This window comes from Thalassospira sp. ABD4_177 (assembly GCF_056160125.1).
Window position 1 is genome coordinate 386,404 of record NZ_JBSWWO010000001.1, and the last position, 18,751, is coordinate 405,154.

At 55.5% G+C, this 18,751-nt stretch carries 22 protein-coding genes and 1 pseudogene; 9 read left to right on the forward strand and 14 right to left on the reverse strand.

Annotation, left to right across the window (positions count from 1 at the left end; translation table 11 throughout):
- Positions 1-219: 219 nt before the first annotated feature.
- Both ACXAF0_RS01805 and ACXAF0_RS01810 read right to left on the reverse strand, forming a co-directional pair.
- Entirely contained in the window at positions 220-897 is a 678-nt protein-coding gene (locus ACXAF0_RS01805) for an EI24 domain-containing protein (RefSeq protein ID WP_475343069.1), read from the reverse strand.
- Positions 898-1,411: 514 nt separating this feature from the next.
- Complete coding sequence (locus ACXAF0_RS01810) at positions 1,412-2,110, reverse strand: LolA family protein (protein WP_475343070.1); 699 nt, start codon at positions 2,108-2,110, stop codon at positions 1,412-1,414.
- Between the two features lie 513 nt (positions 2,111-2,623).
- On the opposite strand from ACXAF0_RS01810, the gene gshB reads away from it, so the two are divergent.
- Positions 2,624-3,568 carry a glutathione synthase gene (gene gshB / locus ACXAF0_RS01815; RefSeq protein ID WP_475343071.1) on the forward strand — a complete coding sequence of 315 codons (945 nt, stop codon included), beginning with the start codon at positions 2,624-2,626 and terminating at the stop codon, positions 3,566-3,568.
- An 82-nt stretch (positions 3,569-3,650) separates the two neighbouring features.
- On the opposite strand, the gene ACXAF0_RS01820 is transcribed toward gshB, so the two are convergent.
- Complete coding sequence (locus ACXAF0_RS01820) at positions 3,651-3,944, reverse strand: cupin domain-containing protein (protein WP_475343072.1); 294 nt, start codon at positions 3,942-3,944, stop codon at positions 3,651-3,653.
- 218 nt (positions 3,945-4,162) lie between these two features.
- Here ACXAF0_RS01820 and ACXAF0_RS01825 point away from each other — a divergent pair, with 218 nt between their 5' ends.
- Complete coding sequence (locus tag ACXAF0_RS01825) at positions 4,163-5,620, forward strand: alkaline phosphatase D family protein (protein WP_475343073.1); 1,458 nt, start codon at positions 4,163-4,165, stop codon at positions 5,618-5,620.
- A 24-nt stretch (positions 5,621-5,644) separates the two neighbouring features.
- The gene (locus ACXAF0_RS01830; RefSeq protein ID WP_475343074.1) at positions 5,645-6,301 is read left to right on the forward strand and encodes a glutathione S-transferase N-terminal domain-containing protein; all 657 of its coding nucleotides are present in this window, start codon (positions 5,645-5,647) and stop codon (positions 6,299-6,301) included.
- 148 nt (positions 6,302-6,449) lie between these two features.
- Here the strand turns inward: ACXAF0_RS01830 and ACXAF0_RS01835 are convergent, their stop codons facing one another.
- Complete coding sequence (locus ACXAF0_RS01835) at positions 6,450-7,016, reverse strand: carboxymuconolactone decarboxylase family protein (RefSeq protein WP_475343075.1); 567 nt, start codon at positions 7,014-7,016, stop codon at positions 6,450-6,452.
- 49 nt (positions 7,017-7,065) lie between these two features.
- Between ACXAF0_RS01835 and ACXAF0_RS01840 the strand changes: the two genes are divergently transcribed.
- The 4 genes from ACXAF0_RS01840 (at position 7,066) to ACXAF0_RS01855 (ending at position 10,214) form a co-directional block, all read left to right on the forward strand.
- Positions 7,066-7,665 (forward strand): TetR/AcrR family transcriptional regulator, encoded by a 600-nt coding sequence (locus tag ACXAF0_RS01840; protein WP_475343076.1) that lies wholly within the window; start codon positions 7,066-7,068, stop codon positions 7,663-7,665.
- Positions 7,666-7,759: 94 nt separating this feature from the next.
- Entirely contained in the window at positions 7,760-7,996 is a 237-nt protein-coding gene (locus ACXAF0_RS01845; RefSeq protein ID WP_475343077.1) for a hypothetical protein, read from the forward strand.
- 118 nt (positions 7,997-8,114) lie between these two features.
- On the forward strand, positions 8,115-8,597 hold the full coding sequence (locus ACXAF0_RS01850) for a GNAT family N-acetyltransferase (RefSeq protein ID WP_475343078.1): 483 nt from the start codon (positions 8,115-8,117) through the stop codon (positions 8,595-8,597).
- 105 nt (positions 8,598-8,702) lie between these two features.
- Complete coding sequence (locus tag ACXAF0_RS01855) at positions 8,703-10,214, forward strand: YifB family Mg chelatase-like AAA ATPase (protein ID WP_475343079.1); 1,512 nt, start codon at positions 8,703-8,705, stop codon at positions 10,212-10,214.
- Positions 10,215-10,222: 8 nt separating this feature from the next.
- Here ACXAF0_RS01855 and ACXAF0_RS01860 read toward each other — a convergent pair whose 3' ends face one another.
- The 5 genes and pseudogenes from ACXAF0_RS01860 to ACXAF0_RS01880 all read right to left on the reverse strand — a co-directional run bounded on the left by ACXAF0_RS01860 (position 10,223) and on the right by ACXAF0_RS01880 (position 13,206).
- Positions 10,223-10,810, reverse strand: a complete 588-nt coding sequence (locus ACXAF0_RS01860; RefSeq protein ID WP_475343080.1) for a class I SAM-dependent methyltransferase — start codon at positions 10,808-10,810, stop codon at positions 10,223-10,225.
- Between the two features lie 133 nt (positions 10,811-10,943).
- Positions 10,944-11,240, reverse strand: a complete 297-nt coding sequence (locus tag ACXAF0_RS01865) for a phosphoribosylpyrophosphate synthetase (protein WP_475343081.1) — start codon at positions 11,238-11,240, stop codon at positions 10,944-10,946.
- A 69-nt stretch (positions 11,241-11,309) separates the two neighbouring features.
- A complete protein-coding gene (locus ACXAF0_RS01870; protein ID WP_475343082.1) occupies positions 11,310-11,603 on the reverse strand; it encodes a phosphoribosylpyrophosphate synthetase in 294 nt (97 codons plus the stop codon).
- A gap of 115 nt (positions 11,604-11,718) precedes the next feature.
- The gene (locus ACXAF0_RS01875; protein WP_475343083.1) at positions 11,719-12,201 is read right to left on the reverse strand and encodes a GNAT family N-acetyltransferase; all 483 of its coding nucleotides are present in this window, start codon (positions 12,199-12,201) and stop codon (positions 11,719-11,721) included.
- A 265-nt stretch (positions 12,202-12,466) separates the two neighbouring features.
- Positions 12,467-13,206 (reverse strand): annotated as a pseudogene (locus ACXAF0_RS01880) (SDR family oxidoreductase).
- Between the two features lie 126 nt (positions 13,207-13,332).
- Here ACXAF0_RS01880 and ACXAF0_RS01885 point away from each other — a divergent pair.
- The gene (locus ACXAF0_RS01885) at positions 13,333-14,250 is read left to right on the forward strand and encodes a LysR family transcriptional regulator (RefSeq protein WP_475343084.1); all 918 of its coding nucleotides are present in this window, start codon (positions 13,333-13,335) and stop codon (positions 14,248-14,250) included.
- Here the strand turns inward: ACXAF0_RS01885 and ACXAF0_RS01890 are convergent.
- From ACXAF0_RS01890 to ACXAF0_RS01905, 4 genes are all read right to left on the reverse strand, one after another.
- Positions 14,236-14,742 (reverse strand): SRPBCC domain-containing protein, encoded by a 507-nt coding sequence (locus ACXAF0_RS01890; protein WP_475343087.1) that lies wholly within the window; start codon positions 14,740-14,742, stop codon positions 14,236-14,238. The genes ACXAF0_RS01885 and ACXAF0_RS01890 overlap by 15 nt on opposite strands.
- Before the next feature lie 470 nt (positions 14,743-15,212).
- Positions 15,213-15,506, reverse strand: coding sequence for a hypothetical protein (locus ACXAF0_RS01895; protein WP_475343088.1), 294 nt, complete (start codon positions 15,504-15,506; stop codon positions 15,213-15,215).
- Between the two features lie 79 nt (positions 15,507-15,585).
- A complete protein-coding gene (locus ACXAF0_RS01900) occupies positions 15,586-16,533 on the reverse strand; it encodes a 2-hydroxyacid dehydrogenase (protein WP_475343090.1) in 948 nt (315 codons plus the stop codon).
- Between the two features lie 168 nt (positions 16,534-16,701).
- Positions 16,702-17,130, reverse strand: a complete 429-nt coding sequence (locus tag ACXAF0_RS01905; protein ID WP_475343093.1) for a VOC family protein — start codon at positions 17,128-17,130, stop codon at positions 16,702-16,704.
- A 119-nt stretch (positions 17,131-17,249) separates the two neighbouring features.
- Between ACXAF0_RS01905 and ACXAF0_RS01910 the strand changes: the two genes are divergently transcribed.
- Positions 17,250-18,197, forward strand: coding sequence for a LysR substrate-binding domain-containing protein (locus tag ACXAF0_RS01910; protein WP_475343096.1), 948 nt, complete (start codon positions 17,250-17,252; stop codon positions 18,195-18,197).
- Positions 18,198-18,245: 48 nt separating this feature from the next.
- On the opposite strand, the gene ACXAF0_RS01915 is transcribed toward ACXAF0_RS01910, so the two are convergent.
- Entirely contained in the window at positions 18,246-18,731 is a 486-nt protein-coding gene (locus ACXAF0_RS01915; protein ID WP_475343098.1) for a DUF6314 family protein, read from the reverse strand.
- Positions 18,732-18,751 lie beyond the last annotated feature (20 nt).

Sequence of the window (18,751 nt, forward strand, 5' to 3'; positions counted from 1 at the left end):
TCGGTCGTCCCGCCAGAGGCGGGTTTTTCGGCTGCGGGTTCAGAGGCCGTGGTCATGGTCCCGGAAAGCGCGTCTGATGCATCCGGGCGAGATGTATCTGACGAAGTCGCACTGCTGTCGACTGTTTTATTGGCTTTTTTCTTTCCAAACATGGGATGACCAGATCCTTAAAGTTGCAGTTTCGGTTTTGGTCTCGGGTCAGGACCGTGTGTTCACCGGTTATACGGTTTCAGGCACATAGGTTCCAAGACGCACAGAATAGTGGACCATAAAGGCCGTGGCGATGATCGGCGCGACCAGGTTGACCACCGGAATGGTCATCAGGAAGGTCAGGCCAACCCCAGCGATCCAGAGCTTTTTCTGGCGGCTTTTGCGAATGGCTTCAACCGTGCGCGCATCATAACGGCGTGCGGCAACCAGTTCAAAATATTCACGCGACAAAAGATAACCATTCATGGCGTAAAACGCGATGACATAAAGCGGCCCGGCCAGAAGAAGCGGCAAAATCAGAATGTTAAGTGCAAGCGCTGTCAGGGCGAATTTAAGGCCACTGATCAGTGCATCCATGATCGGCTGCGGACGGGTATCGGGCAGTGTCGGGTAATGCTTGTCTTCGACCGCATCGGCAATCTGATCAAGCAGAAGGCTTGAGATCAGGACAGTTGCCGCAGGAAACAGCAAGATCACCAATATTGCGAGAACAAGACCAAGCGACCAGTCCGCAAGGCTTTCGAGCCATCCACCTTCTGTGAAGAAGTTAAACGAGTTTAATCCAAAACCGATCAACATCCAGAGACCAACGATGGTGGCAAGCGCACCGGCGACACCGATTAGCACGACTTTGCGAAAACGCGGGTCGGAAAACTGCGCAACGGATTTCAGAAAGTCATTGATCATAGAAGGCGTCGGTCCTGTCGTCTCGTGTGTTGAATGTGGTCCCGTCAGGGAATCATGCCTGACTTTAGTAGGCAATTAAAATTAACAGCCTGTGAAATCCCTGCCAAATCATGGCCTAGCTTTGTGGATTTCCCGAGAATGCGCGTTTTAGCTTAGGCATTGGGCAAAAAAAAGGCGTCCGGCCAGGGGGGAGAACCGGACGCCAGCGCTCCGATGATCTGGAGCGTGAGGAAAGGTAGGGGAGACCTTTTCCTCACACGGGGTTCCCGTCGTTTAGGGGAACCTTGTGACAGACTCACATATAGGAATTGATCGGACTTGCTGCCATGGGGTTGGGGCCGAAAAACCAACAAATTTTAAAACTTTATAATGATTCCAAACCGGCGATCATTTCATTACGAAACCACAATAAGATCCCGCGTCTGCCAAGCACTTGAATCAGAAAATATTCTTGATCCAAAAGCCGGTTTCAGACGGTTTTGCACTGTCAGACAGGGTTCGAAAAAATTCCGGCTTAGCTGCCTCGCTTTGGCCAGATGCGTTCAAACTTGAACAGTTCCGGATCGAGCTTCATGCCGGCCTTGGCGTTAAACAGGGTCACAGTGGTTTCAATACCGGTCGGATCGGTGACGATCCATTGGCGCAGCTGCATCGGCTTTTCGGAAAAGACCAGGGTGACGCTGCCCGCACCGGGGTCGGTTTTGCGCACCAGCTCGACACGGATGGTTTCGGCCGTGCGGCGATAATCGACAATCTTGACCTTGTCGGTCAGCGAGATGTTTTCGGCCAGAATGATGCCAGCCGGGGTTTCATCAATGTCGAAATAGGTCGGCGCGTTGATTTCCTTGTCATAATAGATGAAATCATGGCCGGTCGAGACCAGAAGGATCTGTGCGGGCGGGTTATATTCAAACCGCATCTTGCCCGGACGTTCCATGAACAGTTTGCCTTCGGCCGCACCGCCATCCGATGAAATCTGAACGAAATCGGCGGTCAGCGTGGTAATCCCGGCCAGATAGTTTTCGATCTTTTCGACCATCTCGGGGCTGATCTGATCGCTTGATTGCGCGGTTGCCGGGCTTGGCAACAGGGTCAGACTGGTCACCGCACCCAGACCAATGGCCGTGGCAAGTGCACCGGCAGCCACAAAGGCGCGGGTTTTCTTGCCAAAGGATTTCCAGCGGGTCTCTTGTTTCTGGGTCAAACGGGTCATGTGCCTTTTTGCCTTAGCGCTGTCTAGGGTCCAAACTCATTCAAATAATCGTCCCGGTCTCCCGGATTTGTGCGGATATGCGGAGCAAAAAGCGCAGGAAGATATACATCTTTCAAGGTTTTGCGACAAAATAGCCCGTGCAAATCCGGGTGATCCTAAGGACAATTGATATGAGAGAAAGCCTCTGCGTCAAAGCCCTTGACCGGGGATCACCCCGCTCTGCGGGCTTTTCCTAGCTTTTTCTCTCATATCAATTGCCGGGTCGGTCATTTGAATGAGTTTGGACCCTGACAATTCGTTGATCGCGATCATCGCGATTGCAGAAGGTGAATGGCGAATGATAAAAATCGTGCCAAATAGTAACCAGCAATCGCGAATTACATATCGCATCATTTGGCCGGGAAGGCCAGCCGGGTCAAGCCATGCCCGCAAATGACCTTATTTGGCCGGTTTGGGCCATATTTGCGGATTAAAGGCCGGCTTGATCAACGGTCTAAAGGAGAACGCTTTATAATGAGCCGTATCGTCGCCATCCAGATGGACCCGATTGAAAGTATCGACATCAAGGGGGACTCCACCTTTGTCATGGGCCTTGAAGCCCAAGCGCGCGGATATGACCTTTTGCATTATCATCCCGATGACATGTTCTATGACCGCGGCCGGGTGAAGGCGGAAGTCCGCCCGATGACCCTGCGTTACGAGCATGGCAATCACCATGATCTGGGTGCTGCGCGCGTGATCGATCTGGCGCGTGAAACCGACGTTATCCTGATGCGTCAGGACCCGCCCTTTGACATGAACTATATCACGGCGACACATTTGCTTGAGTCGATCCACCCGGAGACCTTTGTGGTCAACCATCCTGGCCATGTCCGCAATGCGCCGGAAAAGATCTTTGTCACCGAGTTTCCCGATCTGATGCCGCCGACCCTGATCACGCGATCGGGTGCGCGGATCAAGGATTTCCGCGAGGAATATAAAGACATCATCGTCAAGCCGCTGTTTGGTAATGGTGGGGCGGGTGTCTTCCACCTTAAACCGGGTGACGAGAACCTGAATTCCCTGATTGAGCTGTTTGCCGCCCAGTCGCGTGAACCGCTGATGGTGCAGGCCTATTTGCCCGATGTGCGCAAGGGTGACAAACGCATCATCCTTGTTGATGGCGAACCGGTGGGTGCGATCAACCGTGTCCCGGCCGAGGGAGAGGCACGGTCGAACATGCATGTTGGGGGTGTGGCCGAGAAATCGATGCTGACCCCGCGCGAACGTGAGATTTGCGATCGCATCGGGCCGGAGCTCAAGAAACGGGATCTGATCTTTGTCGGGATCGACGTGATTGGCGATTACATGACGGAAATCAACGTCACCTCGCCGACCGGCCTGCAGGAAATCAATCGCTTTGACGGGTCGAAGCTTGAAGGCCTGATCTGGGATGCAATCGACAAGCGTCTGGGTTAAGTCCGGGCCTGAAAGTGCTTTGAGACGAAAACGGGCAGGTGTTGATTACCTGCCCGTTTTGTTTGTTATCTGGTCCGACCGTTTATTTGGCTTCGATTTCAACAAACGTGATGGGGAAATCATTTTCGTTGATCACGTTATGCGCCACCCCGGTCTTGCGGGAATAGGACTTCCCGGCCGTCATTTCCGAGGGAAAGGTTGTGCCGTCATCGTTTACGATGGTCAGGGTTCCCGTGGTCATCGGCACGACGACATAATCCATGCCATGCACGTGGTCGCCGGTTTCCGATCCCGGGGGGAAATGCCATTCGGTCACCCGAAAGGTGTCATCATCGACCTGAACAGTGGGAATGGCTTTGGAGCGCTCTGTTGTCATGGGGCTTTTCCTTTTGGTGGCGTTTGAAATGCGAGAGTAAAAAAGACTAACGCATTGCAGCATTTAATCAATCGCCGGTCTTTGGACGGGTTTTGCCCGTATGGCTTTTTTGTTCGAAATTTCCGATCCAATTGATTTTAATAGGTTCGATCCGAAGGGAACCAAAACTGCGATCAAACGTATGATTTAAGGACAAAATTGGCAGGTATCAGACGCGCATGACCAACACAGAGGCAGAGACAATCACCGATCATGAGTTTTTCGGGCCGTTCTTGTTTGCGCGGGGTGCCGATGAAAAAACCGCGCGTCTGGCAGCACTTGTTGTTGCCGAGAGTGGCATGGATATCCCGGCATTCAAGGCCAATGGCAGCGATATTGTTGCCCCGGTCAAGCTGACGGAGCTGTTTGGCCGGTGTTATTGGCGGTTTGATTTTGACCTGCCGGCAAACACGACAGCAACTTATAGTTTCGGAAACGAAACATATGAGGTTTGTACGGATCTTAGCAAAGATCTGCGCATCGGGTTTGTGTCATGCAATGGTCAGGAGGACGGTGATCTGGACCGGCCGCTGGAAGACCGCAATGCGCTGTGGGCCGATCTGGGGCGCGAACATGCCGCCCAGCCCTTTTCACTTTTGCTGCATGGTGGGGACCAGATTTATGCCGACGGGGTGTGGGAATGCCACCCTGACATCATCGCCTGGGACAAAGCCGGGCGCCGCGAGCGGATGGCGACGGCCTTTTCCGATGCCCTGCGCGATGCGGTTTTGAAATTCTATCTTGATCATTATCTGGCGATTTATGGCCAACCGCAGATCCACCACATGCTGACCCGGGTGCCGTCGCTGATGATGTGGGATGACCATGACATTTTTGACGGCTGGGGCAGTCACAAGAAGTGGTTTCAGGGCACGGCAGTGGCCAAGGGCATGTTTGACTGCGCCCGCGAGGCGTTTTGCCTGATGCAGCTCTGCTGCGCGCCGGATGAATTGCCAGACATGGTGATGGATCGTGCGGGCAAAAGCCTTGCCTGGCGGACCGATTTTCCCGGCCTTAGCATTGTTGCGCCTGACCTCAGGTCCGAGCGCACACCGAATGCCGTGATGGGCGAAAATGGCTGGCGGGATTTGCCAAAGGCGCTTGAAACCGTGCCGGGTGGCAACCGGATTTTGCTGATGTCGAGTGTGCCGGTGATCGGACCGCGATTGTCGCTGGTCGAGATGATGATGCATCTGTGGCCCAAGGCGCAGAAATACGAAGATGACCTGCGCGATCAGTGGCAAAGCCGCTGGCACCGGCGCGAATGGTGCCGTTTTCTTGAGCTGATCGAAGACATCGCCAATGAGCGCGATCACGAAATCACCCTGCTGTCGGGGGAGATTCACGTGGCAACGCGCGGCACCTTTGAAACGCGGGGCAAAACCATCCATCAGCTGGTGGCATCGGGCATCTCGCACACGGCACCGCCGTCTGCTTTTGCGCGGGGGTTGGGGCTTCTGGCGTGGATCGGCGACAACCCGCTTCCCGATCGGCCGACAAAGTTAAAACCGCTGCCCGAACGCAAAGGTACCTATTGTGCGGCGCGAAATTACCTTACACTGTCACGCAGCGACACCAACTGGCATGCCAAATGGCATCTCGAAGGCATCGGCTGGACGCCGGATTTACGGGTTTGACAGCCTTGAGGGACCAACGGGATCGTGGCTGATGGCAAGGGGCTTTGGATCATGATGCAGCTTTATTACGCGCCAACTTCACCCTTTTCGCGCAAGGTGCGCGTGATTTTGCGTGAACTGGGTCTGGAAAAACAGATCAACGAGATTCTGATTGATCCGTGGACGGATGAAGCGCTGCGCGCCCATAACCCGCTGTCAAAGGTTCCGACCCTGATCCTTGAAGACGGGATGGCAGTTTTTGAATCTGCTGTGATCTGTGACTATCTTGATCAGCTTGCCAAATCCAAAGGCATTTCCGAGGGTGTCATCCCCGAAAGCGGCCCGGGGCGCCTGAGTGCCCTTAAATGGCAGGGATTGGCCGATGGCATGATGGTGGCGACCGGCCGTCTTTATGCCGATTCAAACCGTGATGCCAGTGATCGTTCCGAAATCGTAATGGAACGGCAGGCGCAAGCCATCACCTCGGGCATTGCGGCGATCCTGGACGGTTTGCCAAGCCTGCGCACCGAGGAACCGCATCTTGGCACCTGGTCGGTTCTGGTTGCGCTTTATTACATTGATTTCCGCTGGCCGGACCGGCGGTTTGATATCCCGGTGCGCGTGCGCGACTGGATGGCGATCATGTCCGAACGCGAATCCTTTACCGAGACGACCTTCCACCTGCCCCATGATGATGATTGATCTGATCGGCGACGCGAGTGTCAGATAAAAAAGCACCGCCCGGGGACAACGGGCGGTGCAGGACAACGCATGGATATGACGCAGGGGGATGGGGAAAATCTGTCCACGCCAAAGACTTGCGTTGATAACGGGTTGAGGTGGGCAGTAATCAGGCGGCTTTTGCGCCGGATTTTTCCCAGGCAAAACGCTGGAACGGTTCATCGACCGGCGTTTCGGCAACGTGGTTGACGTAGTTCGACATCACTTTCTGAGCCAGACCCAGAATGATCTCAAGCACCTGCTGCTGGCCGTACCCGGCCGCGTAGAAGGCGTCAAGCTGATCGGCCGTGACATTGCCGCGGCTACGTGTCATGGCAAGCGTAAAGGTGCGCAGCGCTTCGAGCTTTGCATCGGCAAGCGGGGTTTCATCGCGCAGCGCATTGATGGTGTCGCCATCGACTTTCATCATATGGGCAATGGCGGTGTGGGCCGGAACGCAGTAATGGCAGCCGTGCTCGACATTGATGGTCATCCAGACAACGGTCAGTTCATTGGCATCAAAGCTGGTCTTCTGAAACAGGTCATGCAGCACCTGATAACCTTCAAGCACAGCCGGGGCTTCGGCCATGACGCCGTGCAGGCCCGGGATCATGCCAAAGGCATCCAGCGAGTTCTGCAAAAGCGGTTTGGAATCGGCCGGAGCGGAATCTTTGTCGTAAATTTTGAAGTCGGACATGGGTATCTCCAGAATTTTTGAGTGATTGCTCAATAAACAAGGAAATATCGTGGCGAGACCAAGCTCATTTGATCGTGAAGATGCCCTGGCCAATGCGCGTAACCTGTTCTGGCGCAAGGGGTTTCATGCGACCTCGCTCAAGGATATCGAAGCGGCCCTTGCACTTAAGCCCGGCAGCATCTATGCCGCCTTTGGCAGCAAGAAGGAGCTGTTTTCCGAAGCGTTGAACTATTATGCGCGCGGTGTCGAAGGCGAATTTCAAAACTTCATGGCGCAATCGGACTCCCCGCTTTCGGGGCTGATCGGTTATGTGCGCAGCATCACGCAGGGCGGCATGAACAAAATGCCGTCCAATGCCTGCATGGTGTTCAAGACCGCGTTTGAGCTGGCCAATGACGAGTCTGATTTGAAAGACCTGGCCGCGCAGAAACTGACCAGCATGGCCAAACTGTTTGCCGGGGCCTTTGAACAAGCCCGTGCGAAAGGCGAAATTGCGCCGGATGTCGATCCGCACCGCGCAGCGCTTAAGCTGCAAACCAGCATTACCGGCCTGCGCGGCATGATCGAAAGCGGCCTTCTGGCGGATGATGTGCAGAACCTGATTGATGATATCATTGCGGATCTGGAACGTTTGCGGGTGGCGCATTGAGTCCCCATCTGTGCTGATTGGGTGCGACAAACGCCGCCAGACATGCTATCGCCGCCTTTTAACGCGCCAATTGCCAACGGAACTGCGAAAGCCGATGAGTGAACCGACCATTACCAAAGCCATGCGCGAACGCGCCTGGGTCCGTGCCGAACGGATCGAGGGTGAAGACCCCAAGGAAGTCCGCAAACACGCGGCCAGCGGCATCACCATGAAAAAGGCCAGCTTCGGCAAGTTCCGCAATTTCGGCTGGACCGTGGTGAACGAAGAAGCCGTGCCGTGCCGCAAGGAATTCTTGCCGCCACGCGAAACGGATACCGACGCTTCGCAATAACCCCTATCGCAATTGTGATGGGGCTTGCCGGTCAGGTGAATTGACACGGCAAGTGATCAAGGGCGCTATGAACTGATGGTTCTTGCGCCTTTTTTTATGCCCCAACTGGTTTTGGCCGATGACACCCCGAACTGACTCGATTTCGTTTGGACACCTTGACGATGTCGCACCCGCAACCCTGATCGCCCATATGTCCGATCCGCGCATGGCGGAGCATATACCGTTGCTCGAGGGTCCCTGGGATCAGGATGACGTCGCCCGGTTCGTGGCGGCCAAGAAAGCCTGCTGGAAGCGGGATGGTCTGGGCCACTGGGCAATTTTCCACGACCTCGAATATGTCGGGTGGGGCGGCTTTCAGAAAGAAGGCGAGGATTGGGATTATGGCCTGGTGCTGCGTCCCGAATGGTTCGGGTTTGGCATGGCAATTACCAAAAAGGCGTTGGAATTCGCCCGATCTGATCCCCGCATACCATCAGTCACCTTCCTGCTGCCGCCGACCCGCACCAAGCTGGCAGCGCTTAAACGCATCGGGGCAGTGTTTGAGAAATCCATTTATTATGAAAACGAAATGTTTATGCGTTTTCGTCTTCCAACGTCGTGATGGCGCGAAATTCCCCTGTCTAATCCCCTGAAATTAAACCATGCGTTGCGCAATTCCGATTAAACCGCCAAGATAAACAACCATTGGTTTTGTATGCGGGGGCCTATGACAGCGCGGGTGATGACGGTTGCCTTTGCCGGGATCGAGACGATTGCCGTTGATGTCCAGGTGCAGATGGCAAGTGGTCTGCCGGCCTTTAGCGTGGTCGGCCTTCCCGACAAGGCGGTGTCCGAGGCGCGCGAACGGGTGCGTTCTGCGCTTTCGGCCATGGGGCTGGCGCTGCCGCCCAAGCGGATCACGATTAACCTCGCCCCTGCTGATTTGCTCAAGGAAGGATCGCATTTCGACCTGCCGATTGCGCTGGGCATCCTTGCCGAAATGGATGTCATCGGCCATGACGATATCGAGCGGTTTCTTGTGCTGGGCGAATTGGGGCTTGATGGCAGCATCACTAGGGTGGGCGGGGTTTTGCCCGCCGCCATGGAAGCCGGCATGCAGGAATGCGGGGTGATTTGCCCCGAGGCCAACGGGGCCGAGGCCCTTTGGGCCGGGGATCTTGAAATTCTGGCCGCCCCCAGCCTTGTTCGGCTGATCAATCATTTCAAGGGCACGCAAATCCTGCCGCGTCCGGTTCGCCGCGACAGCGATGCGATCCATGATTTTCATGGTGATCTGCGCGATATCAAGGGTCAGGAAAGTGCCAAACGCGCGCTTGAGATCGCGGCAGCCGGTGGCCATAACCTTTTGATGTCAGGGCCACCGGGATCAGGAAAATCCATGCTGGCTGCACGCTTGCCGGGCATTTTGCCCGACCTTGATGCCAGACAAGCACTTGAAACCACCGTGATACATTCCGTTTCCGGAATGTTGCCGGAAGGCGGCCTGATCCGTACCCGCCCGTTTCGCCAACCTCATCACTCCGCCTCCATGCCAGCCCTTGTCGGAGGCGGTCATCGGGTGAAGCCGGGCGAGATTTCGCTGGCGCATAACGGGGTGCTGTTTCTCGATGAATTGCCGGAATTTCAGCGCAATGTGCTCGATGCCCTGCGACAGCCGCTTGAAACCGGGCAGGTGTCAGTCGCGCGTGCCAATGCGCATGTGACCTATCCCGCACGCGTGCAGCTGGTCGCGGCGATGAACCCGTGTCGCTGTGGTTATCTGGGGGATAACGAACTGGCCTGCACCCGCGCGCCACGTTGTGGCGAGGAATATCAGGCGCGGCTTTCCGGGCCGCTTCTGGACCGGTTTGATATCCAGATCGAGGTCCCCGCGGTCAAACCTGAAGACCTTGATATGCCAGCCAAAGGTGAAACCAGCCAGACGGTGCGCGAACGGGTGTTTTTGGCCCGTGAACTCCAAATGTTGCGATATAAAAACGAAAACATCTCAACCAATGCTGAGGCCGATGGCGAAATCCTGCAAAATGCCGCCGGACTTGATGCGGATAGTCGCGGCTTGCTGCAGGATGCGGCGCGTCAGATGAAGCTCTCAGCCCGTGGGTATCACCGGATTCTGCGGGTGGCGCGCACGATCGCCGATCTGTCGGGCAGTGGCGCGGTCAAGCGCGGACACATCGCCGAGGCGCTTAATTATCGCCAGATGGTCTATCGCCGTTAGGATGTTGATCAGGCGGTTTTAAGCAATTCCTCGCAGGATTTGCGTTCGATCTTGTAGACCGATGAGGGCGGGACATTGCGAACTGTGGTGCCGATGCGCGTGGCCTGCAGATCAAGGCGGGCCAGAATGGCAGATGGCACCGGGCAGCGCGGGCCATAGGTGAACTGATAAAACGCGCCGTCTTCGCGCAGATATTCGAAACTGCCCGATAAAATCCCCATGATCTGACGCGGCTTCATCGAGAGAAGCGGAAGGCCACTGATCGCACTTGCCAGTTCGCCCGGGCCAAACAGGCCCTGGCGCCCCAGTCGGCAGGCATCCATTTGCAGAATGCGGGCCTTGGGATAGCGTTGGGCCAAAAGGCGGGAGAAATCCGGTCCGGTTTCGATCAGGGTCAGGTCGTTCTGGGGGACGCCGCGATCGAGCAAAGCCCTGGTAAACACACCTGTCCCCGGTCCAAGTTCGAGAACCGGGGTGCGTTGGGCGGTGACTTCGGACGTGATCAGCCGCGCCAGTGCCGGGCTTGAGGGCGAGATGGCTGATACTTTTCTGGGATCGGTGACCCAGGCACGAATAAACGGCAACAAATCCGACATCGACTGGCCTGTTTTGGTTGCGAAGAAGGCGGGGATAGTGAGCCCGCCTTTTATGTCGCTACAGGTGCATGTTTGTGTTCATTTTGCGAATTGCCACCCCGCAGGTCTGCGCGGTGGCAATTATATCGCGTGATCAGGCCGCACGGTTGCGGCGCAGGATATCGATGATTTCCGCCTTGTGCGGGTCGGTATGAAAGGCATCGGCCATGATGATGACACCCTTGGTGCCGTCATTGGCCTCGATCATGAACAGGGTTGCCTCGTCACCCGGATCGGTGCCGTGATCGGTGCTGTTGGAATGAACAAGGCGCAGCTCGTCGGGTGTATAAAGCTTGCCGGTGCCGTCACTGCGCACACCGTCTTCTTCGGCCATGAAGTGATGTTCAAAACCGTGGTCTTTTGCGTTTGCCTGAAGATCAGCCAAGGTCATTGCGGGCCTCCTTGATCAAAAAATGTCTGACTAGGGGTAAAACGCAAAGACCTGCTTGTTGTTCCGAAATCAGCCCTGCTTGCGACGCAAATGATCGACCAGTTCGGCCTTGTCGGGATCGGTATGGAAGCTGTCAGGGACGATCAGCATGCCGCGCGTGCCGTCCTTGGCCTCGATCATATAAAGCGTGGCGTCATCGCCGGGATCGGTGCCGGTATCGACCGACCGGCAATCAATGATACTCAGATCATCGGCGTGATAGCGCGTTTCACGGCCATCACAGATGACGTGATTGTCCGATGCGCTGAAAACATGGGAAAAACCGCGTTCGCGGGCGAGATCCTGCAGTTCGATCAAGTTCATGGGGGGCTCCGATCTTGTGCTGTGTATTTCGAAGCATATCCTATCAGAGTTTGACGGCGCTGTGATTGCGCGAGCGCAAAACAGCAAGAATGGACAGCGAAAGTCGCCAAAATCCTCAGGAAATCTGCATCTTCATGCCTTCGTGGCTGGCGACAAAGCCAAGCCGTTCATAAAAGCGATGGGCATCCTTGCGGGTTTTATCCGTGGTGAACTGCACCAGCGCCGCACCCAGTAATTTCGAAATCGAAACGGACTCGGCAATCAGCTTCTCGCCGATCTTCTGACCACGCGCGGTGCTGGCGACCCGGACCCCTTCGATCTGGGCGCGCAGCTGCCCGCGCCGCGACAATCCGGCAATCAGGGTCAGCTGCAAACAGCCGACAATATCGGCTTCCTGAAGGGCCAGCAGGTATTTATTGGGCAGGGTTTCGGTGGATTGGGATTCCATGGCGTCAAACGCGGCGAAATAGGCCGCTGGCAGCGGATCGGTAAATTCCTCGCGGGTTTTGCCTTTTTCGTCATCGGCCAGAAGGGCGACGATGGCGGGCAGATCATCGCGGGTGGCATAGCGAAACGTGATGTCGGATGATTGTGTCATGATATCTCTTTCCTGATGGCGGGACATCATGGGCAAAGTCGGGCGTTCGCACAATCAGCCAAAGGTCTGGGATTGTTCACTTTTGGCGCATGGGGTGCCCGCCAAACGGCAATGATGCCGCCTGCTGGTCTGCGAGGCGACATCATTGCGTGTATTGCAGGAACCATCAGAAGAAACCGGCACGGGGATGGGGGGATGATGCCGATCCCAGGTCAACGGTCCCCGCAATCACATGATATTGAGCGGTTTGGGCCGTTTGACGGGTTTACGCCAGGCCGCCATTGGCGCGAATGGTCTGACCATCGACCCAGCCGGAATCAGGTCCGGCGAGGAAGGACACGACACCGGCGATATCATCGGGTTCCCCGAGCCGTTCAAGCGGTGGCATTTTTGAGAACTGGGCGATCTGTTCGTCGGTTTTGCCGCTGAGGAACAGTTCGGTTGCCACCGGCCCGGGGGCGACGGCATTGACCGTGATCTGACGACCGCGCAGTTCCTTGGCGAAAACGCCCGTCATCGCCTCGACCGCGGCTTTGGTGGCGTTATAGACGCATAGCCCGGCAGTTTGAGGTGAAGGGCGGTGGTCGAAAAATTGATCACCCGGCCATGATCGCGCAGATGCTTGGCCCCTTCGCGAAGCATGTTGAAGGTGCCACGGACATTGATGTCCATCATCGCGTCATAGGTGGCGTCATCCATGTCGGCAATCGGAGTGGTTGTCATGACGCCGGCATTGTTGACGATGACATCAACCCCGCCAAATTCGGCGATGGTCTTGTCAAACAGGGCGGTGACCGCATCCGGGCGGGCGATATCGGCCTTTACCGCAATCGCCCTGTGGCCCTGCGATTTCAGGCTTTCGGCCAGTTCTTCGGCGGCTTGGGCGGAATTGGCATAGTTGATGACAACGGCAAAGCCGTCAGATGCCAAACGTTTGGCAAGGGCAACACCAATACCGCGTGATGCGCCGGTGATGATAGCCGTTCTGTTTTCATTGGCAGACATTAAAAGTCTCCTTGGACTTGTGTGGCGTGTTGAGTGCGATGGCGCCAATATGCCCAAGATGACTTTTCGGATAATTAGCCTATATTGGAATTAATTATTCGAAATTAGATAACAATAGGCGTGTGGATGGACCGGTTTGAGGAAATGCGCAATTTCGTGCGCGTGGTGGAGCGCAAAAGCTTTACCAAGGCGGCCAGCGATCTTTTAATCCCGCGTGCGACCATGACCAATTCCATCCAGCGGCTGGAAGAGCGGCTGGGCACCCGGTTGCTCGAGCGCACGACGCGGACTGTCAATCCGACCCATGACGGGGAGGCCTATTATCAGCGCTGTGTCAGGATTCTCGCCGATCTTGAAGAAGCCGATGGCAGCTTTACCAATGCCGATCCCAAGGGATTGCTGCGGGTGAACCTGCAGGGCACGCTGGCGCGGACCTTTATCATCCCGGCCCTTGGTGATTTTCGGGATCGCTATCCGGGGATCGAGCTGGTGCTGGCAGATGGTGACCGCTTTGTCGATCTGGTGCATGAGGGTTTTGACTGTGTGCTGCGCAGTGGCGATCTGGCGAGTTCATCCATGATCGGGCGCAGGCTTGCCCTTTTGCATGAGGCGACTGTGGCAAGCCCCGATTACTTTGCTCGCGTTGGCATGCCCAAAACGATCGATGACCTTAAAGCGCAGGGTCATCAGATGGTCTGTTTCCTTTCCGGGGCGGATGATCAGCCGATCCCGCTTGATTTCACGGTCGATGGCAAGGTGCGCGAGGTCATGCTGCCGGCCAGCATTTCGGTCACCGGGGCAGATAGCTATGCCGCCTGTGCCGCGGCCGGATTGGGGATCGTGCAGGTGCCGCGCTATCGCGTGGCTGAGGACTTAAGATCGGGCAAGCTGATGGAAATCCTGCCGGAATTTCCGCCGGACCCCATGCCGGTCTCGATCCTTTATCCGCAAAACCGCCAGCTTTCGGTGCGGGTGCGGGTATTTGTCGACTGGCTGAGCGCGCTGTTTGCGAAGATTGATTTTGCCGGATCAGGCCGGGCGTGATTCGTTGGCAAGCATTTTGATCCGGTTTCGCAATGAAACCAGATGTGCCTGCCAGTAATGGGTCATCATCGGCTTGAAGCGGTTATCATTCAGGCCATTGCGGCCGGGATGGGCCATCGAAAGCTTTTCAAGGCCCAGATGTTCAAGCGTGATGCGGGTGTAGTCGCCCTGGGGGCTAAAGCGGATATCAACCAATGTCGCCGGTTCGTTGGGGTCGGCCATCGGCCATTGCCATTCGAAGGCAAGGTGCTTAGCGGGCTCCCATTTGGTGACCTTGCCGGCACGGACGATGAAATCGGGGCGACGTTTGTCGACTTCCTGCAAATAGCGGACCCCGTCACTTTCGCCAAATTCCATGATGCCCGGACGATTGCCGATCAGGCGGTTGCGCGGCCCCTGTTTCCACCAGTGATCGATCTCGCTTGTGAACTGCTCAAAGGCGGTGGCGGCGTCACATTCAACGCGAAGCGCAACAAAGGTTTTGGCTGACATTGGTTACGCCGCTTCAAGCGCGGTTTTTGAAAAGCACATAAGCGGCAAAAGCTCTGCGATCTTTTGGTGGGACATTTTTGAATCGCTCTATCACGTCTTTTGTATCGGCGATATCTTGCTTTACGGACGATTTATAGAACTTTTCATTAGGATCGTAATCCGCCATATGACGTTTAGACTGCATACTGACAAAGTTATTCGCGAAATCAATTATGTCAGGTGGAAACTGGTTCAGAATAGATGTTTGAGCGCAATTTCCCTTGGTCTTTCCGTGTTCGAGAGCTCTGTAAACTTGTTTCCAAGCATGCTTACTCCGATCAGAGTTTACGCCACCTACGAGCAAATCTGCGCAGTTTCGTGCCAAACAATGAAACAATGCATAGTACGTGGTGCTTGTTGCTCTACGCAGGTTTGCTTGCGTAGGTTTGCCGTTTTTGGCATTGACCAAATGTTCTGAAGTTTTAATCAGATCAAGCGGTTGCAGCGGCTTTCTTCCCGAAGTCAGAATTAGAGATGAATGAAATCACTGGAAAGGCATTTTCGCCAATTTCCATGATCTTTGGACGTATATCTCTTAGGAAACCGGATGACTTACGTGCGTCTAACTGCTTCCTCGTTCCTGAGAAAACAATTTTAACTACCAATATATCATCCCCATCTTCATCCAAGTCTTCCTGAATGAAGATGTTGTCGATTGTCACATTTTCGAATCTCTCATGGATTGAGCTCTTAATTAAATCCTTGAGTTTCTTGTGTTCTGCCATCTCAATCTCCACTTACGCTTGCCAGCATAACTGGGTTTAACAAGCATGTGAATCCAGATTTTTTTGACACGCACATAACCTAGTAACCGTTTTCGCGATCAACAAGTCCGCGCGGGGGTTCGCCGCGCGCCAGACGATCAAGGTTTTCGGCAATCTGATCGACGGATTCTTCAAACCGGGTGGCGGCCGCAATATGCGGGGTGATGCGGATTTTCGCATGATCCCAGAACGGATGGCTTTCGGGCAGCGGTTCGGTTGCCGCAACATCCAAAAATGCACCGCGCAGATGGCCGGTATCAATCGCGCGCAGCAAATCGGCCTCGTTGATCATCGCACCACGCGCGGCATTAATGATCGCGGCCCCCTTGGGCAGGAAGGACAGCGTGCTGCTGTTAAGCACATTTTCGGTTTCCGAGGTGCGCGGCAGCAAGCAAATCAGGATATCGGACTGACCGAGGAATTCGGCTAGCGTCTCCTTGCCGGCAAAAGTCGCAATGCCCTCGATCGCCTTCATCGAGCGGCTCCAACCCGATACAGAGAAGCCGAGATTGGATAGTGACACGGCAACGGCAGAGCCGAGCGCACCCAGCCCCATGACGCCCACCCGGCATTGCGAAATGCGTGCGACGTCATGCTGGGCCCAGTCGGCCTTGGCCTGCTGGGCGCTATAGACATCAAAGTCGCGCATGAAATGAAGCGCCGCATATAGATGATATTGCACCATCTGGTCGGCCATGCCGGCATCTTCCAGGCGAATGACCGGCAATTCCGTCGGCAGGCTGGGGGATGACACAACATGATCGACCCCGGCGCCGAGCGAGAAGATGGCTTTGAGGTTCGGCAGCGTTTTGATCAGACCCTGCGGCTGTTTCCAGAACAGGGCATAGTCAATCGTTTCAGGATCGTAACTGTCGTCCCCGGTCACAATATTGGCGTCCGGCAGACGATCGACCATCACGCTTTTCCACTTCTCATCATCGCCGGCAGCGGAAATCAGAATGTTGAGCGGGGCGTTGGTGGTCGACATCGGGGTCTCCTGGTCAAAGCTTTGAGTGTTGGGGCGATAAACGGGGCAACTATTAAGGTTGCACATATCAAACGCGCCAGAGCGCAAAGCGTTCCGGCGCGGTCAATACAGTTTGTCATGGACCGGGCCGGTTTCACAAGGCCGGTTGCGTGCTTTTAAGCGGCAAAATCAATGAGCAAAGATCATGGCCGGATCGCGGAAGGTCTTGAATTCAAGGCCATTTCCCGCCGGATCTTCGACAAAGAAGGTGCCCTGCTCGCCCGGTTCACCCTTAAAGCGGATCTTGGGCTCGAGCAGGAATTTGACATTGGCGGCCTTCAGCTTGTCGGCAAGCTGATGCCATTTTTCCCATTCCAGAACCGCCCCGAAATGCGGGATTGGCACCGCATCCCCATCAACATCACCCGATCCCTTGTTCTGGCCTGCTTCCGGGCGGACATGGGCGGACAGCTGGTGGCCAAAGAAATCAAAATCAATCCAGGCCTCGGTCGAGCGGCCCTCGTCACAGCCGAGAATGTCGATATAGAACGCGCGGGTGTCCGCAATCGATTTGATCGGAAAGGCCAGATGGAACGGTGGCAGGGATGGCGAAGACATGGTCAATCTCCAAGGTTATCCAGATTATCTAACGATGTGTTGTTGGAATTACTCTAATACGTCAGAATGCGGCGGGTAAAATCAGAAGTTCTGGACCTATCAACAGGAAAACTAATGCTATGGCGCTGCGCCCGACCACTCCGCCGCTCAATGCCCTGCGTGCGTTCGAAGCCGCCGCCCGGCTTGGCAGTTTTGCCCGCGCGGCCGAGGAACTTTCAGTGACATCGGGCGCGATCAGCCAACAGGTCGCCAATCTTGAAGCCAGCCTTGGCATGGTTTTGTTCGAGCGCAATGGCCCGAAACTGAGCTTGCACGACGCCGGACGGGCCTATTTGCCAAGTCTACGCCGGGCGCTCGACGAGATCGAGGCTGCCACCCTTGATCTGGTTACCCATGGCGCGGGGGAGCGGAAACTGGTCATTGGTGCGCTCCATACCTTGGCCAGCAGTTGGCTTATTCCAAAATTAAATCGATTCCAAAACGAATACCCCGATATCCGCCCGGTGATCGAGACCCTGGCGCTTAATTTCGCCACGCCCGAACGCAGCCCGGACCTTGGCGCACGCCAGATCGATGTCGGGCTTTATTTCGGGGATGGTCGCTGGCCCGGGATGATATGCGACAAATTTTTTGATGAAATTCAAGTGGTTGTCGCCAAACCCGGATATGTTGCTTCAGGTGATGGAACGGGCGAAAATGGCCCTGTTGACCCGGCAGACCTGATCGGGCGCTATCCGCGACTGGTCCATACCACCCGGCCCAAAGCCTGGCATGACTGGGCGCAGGCCAACGGGATTGCGATTACCGGGGCGCCCGGACCGGCGTTTGAGCACTTCTTCATGCTGATCGAGGCGGCCAAGGCCGGCATGGGAATCGCCCTGTTGCCAAGGGTTTTGATCGAAGGACCGCTGGCGGAAGGCAGCCTTGAAATCATCAGCCAAGCCCGCCTGAAATCACGTGGGGCATACTATCTGATCACGCCCGAAAGCCGTCAGGACGTGCCGGAAGTCCGTGCCTTTCGCGACTGGGTACTCGGTTTGGCAAGTGAATCTGAATTGTCAGAATAGTGCTATAACTATCTGTAAGTAAGTAGGTATTTTCCGCGTGGTACGGTGCTAGGCGCGGCGATAGATGCTGTGCAGCAGGTGATCTTTCTTCGGACCGGTGATTTTTATTTTTGTTTCGAAATGATCTGGCCCGTTCCAGATCATGCAATGGTGATAAAAGTCATCTCCACAGGGGTGAATGTCACGCGCACAGAGACCGGTTTCGCCTGTTTCACCCGGCTCACTCTCTTCGCCAAACTGCAGCAGCACATAGCGATTGCCGAAACTCAAAGGATCACGAAACAGAAGCTCAATCGCGCCCAAGTCCTCGTGCAGGACAAAGTCATATTCCCGATAACCATCAAACCGCTTGCCGTCCGGGCGAGTCAAAAGCCCCTCCTCGCGATAGCGCAGTACGTTGGGTTGGGCCGGATCGGCGGCATGAAACGTGACATCGCCGGTAAACTGCCCGGCCTCCCCCAGATCGCGCATGAGCGTCCAGTTGCCGGTAAGGGCCTGGAAAATCTCGGCTGCGGTGGGGACGTTGGATACCATTGATGTTTTCAGGTCCGTGT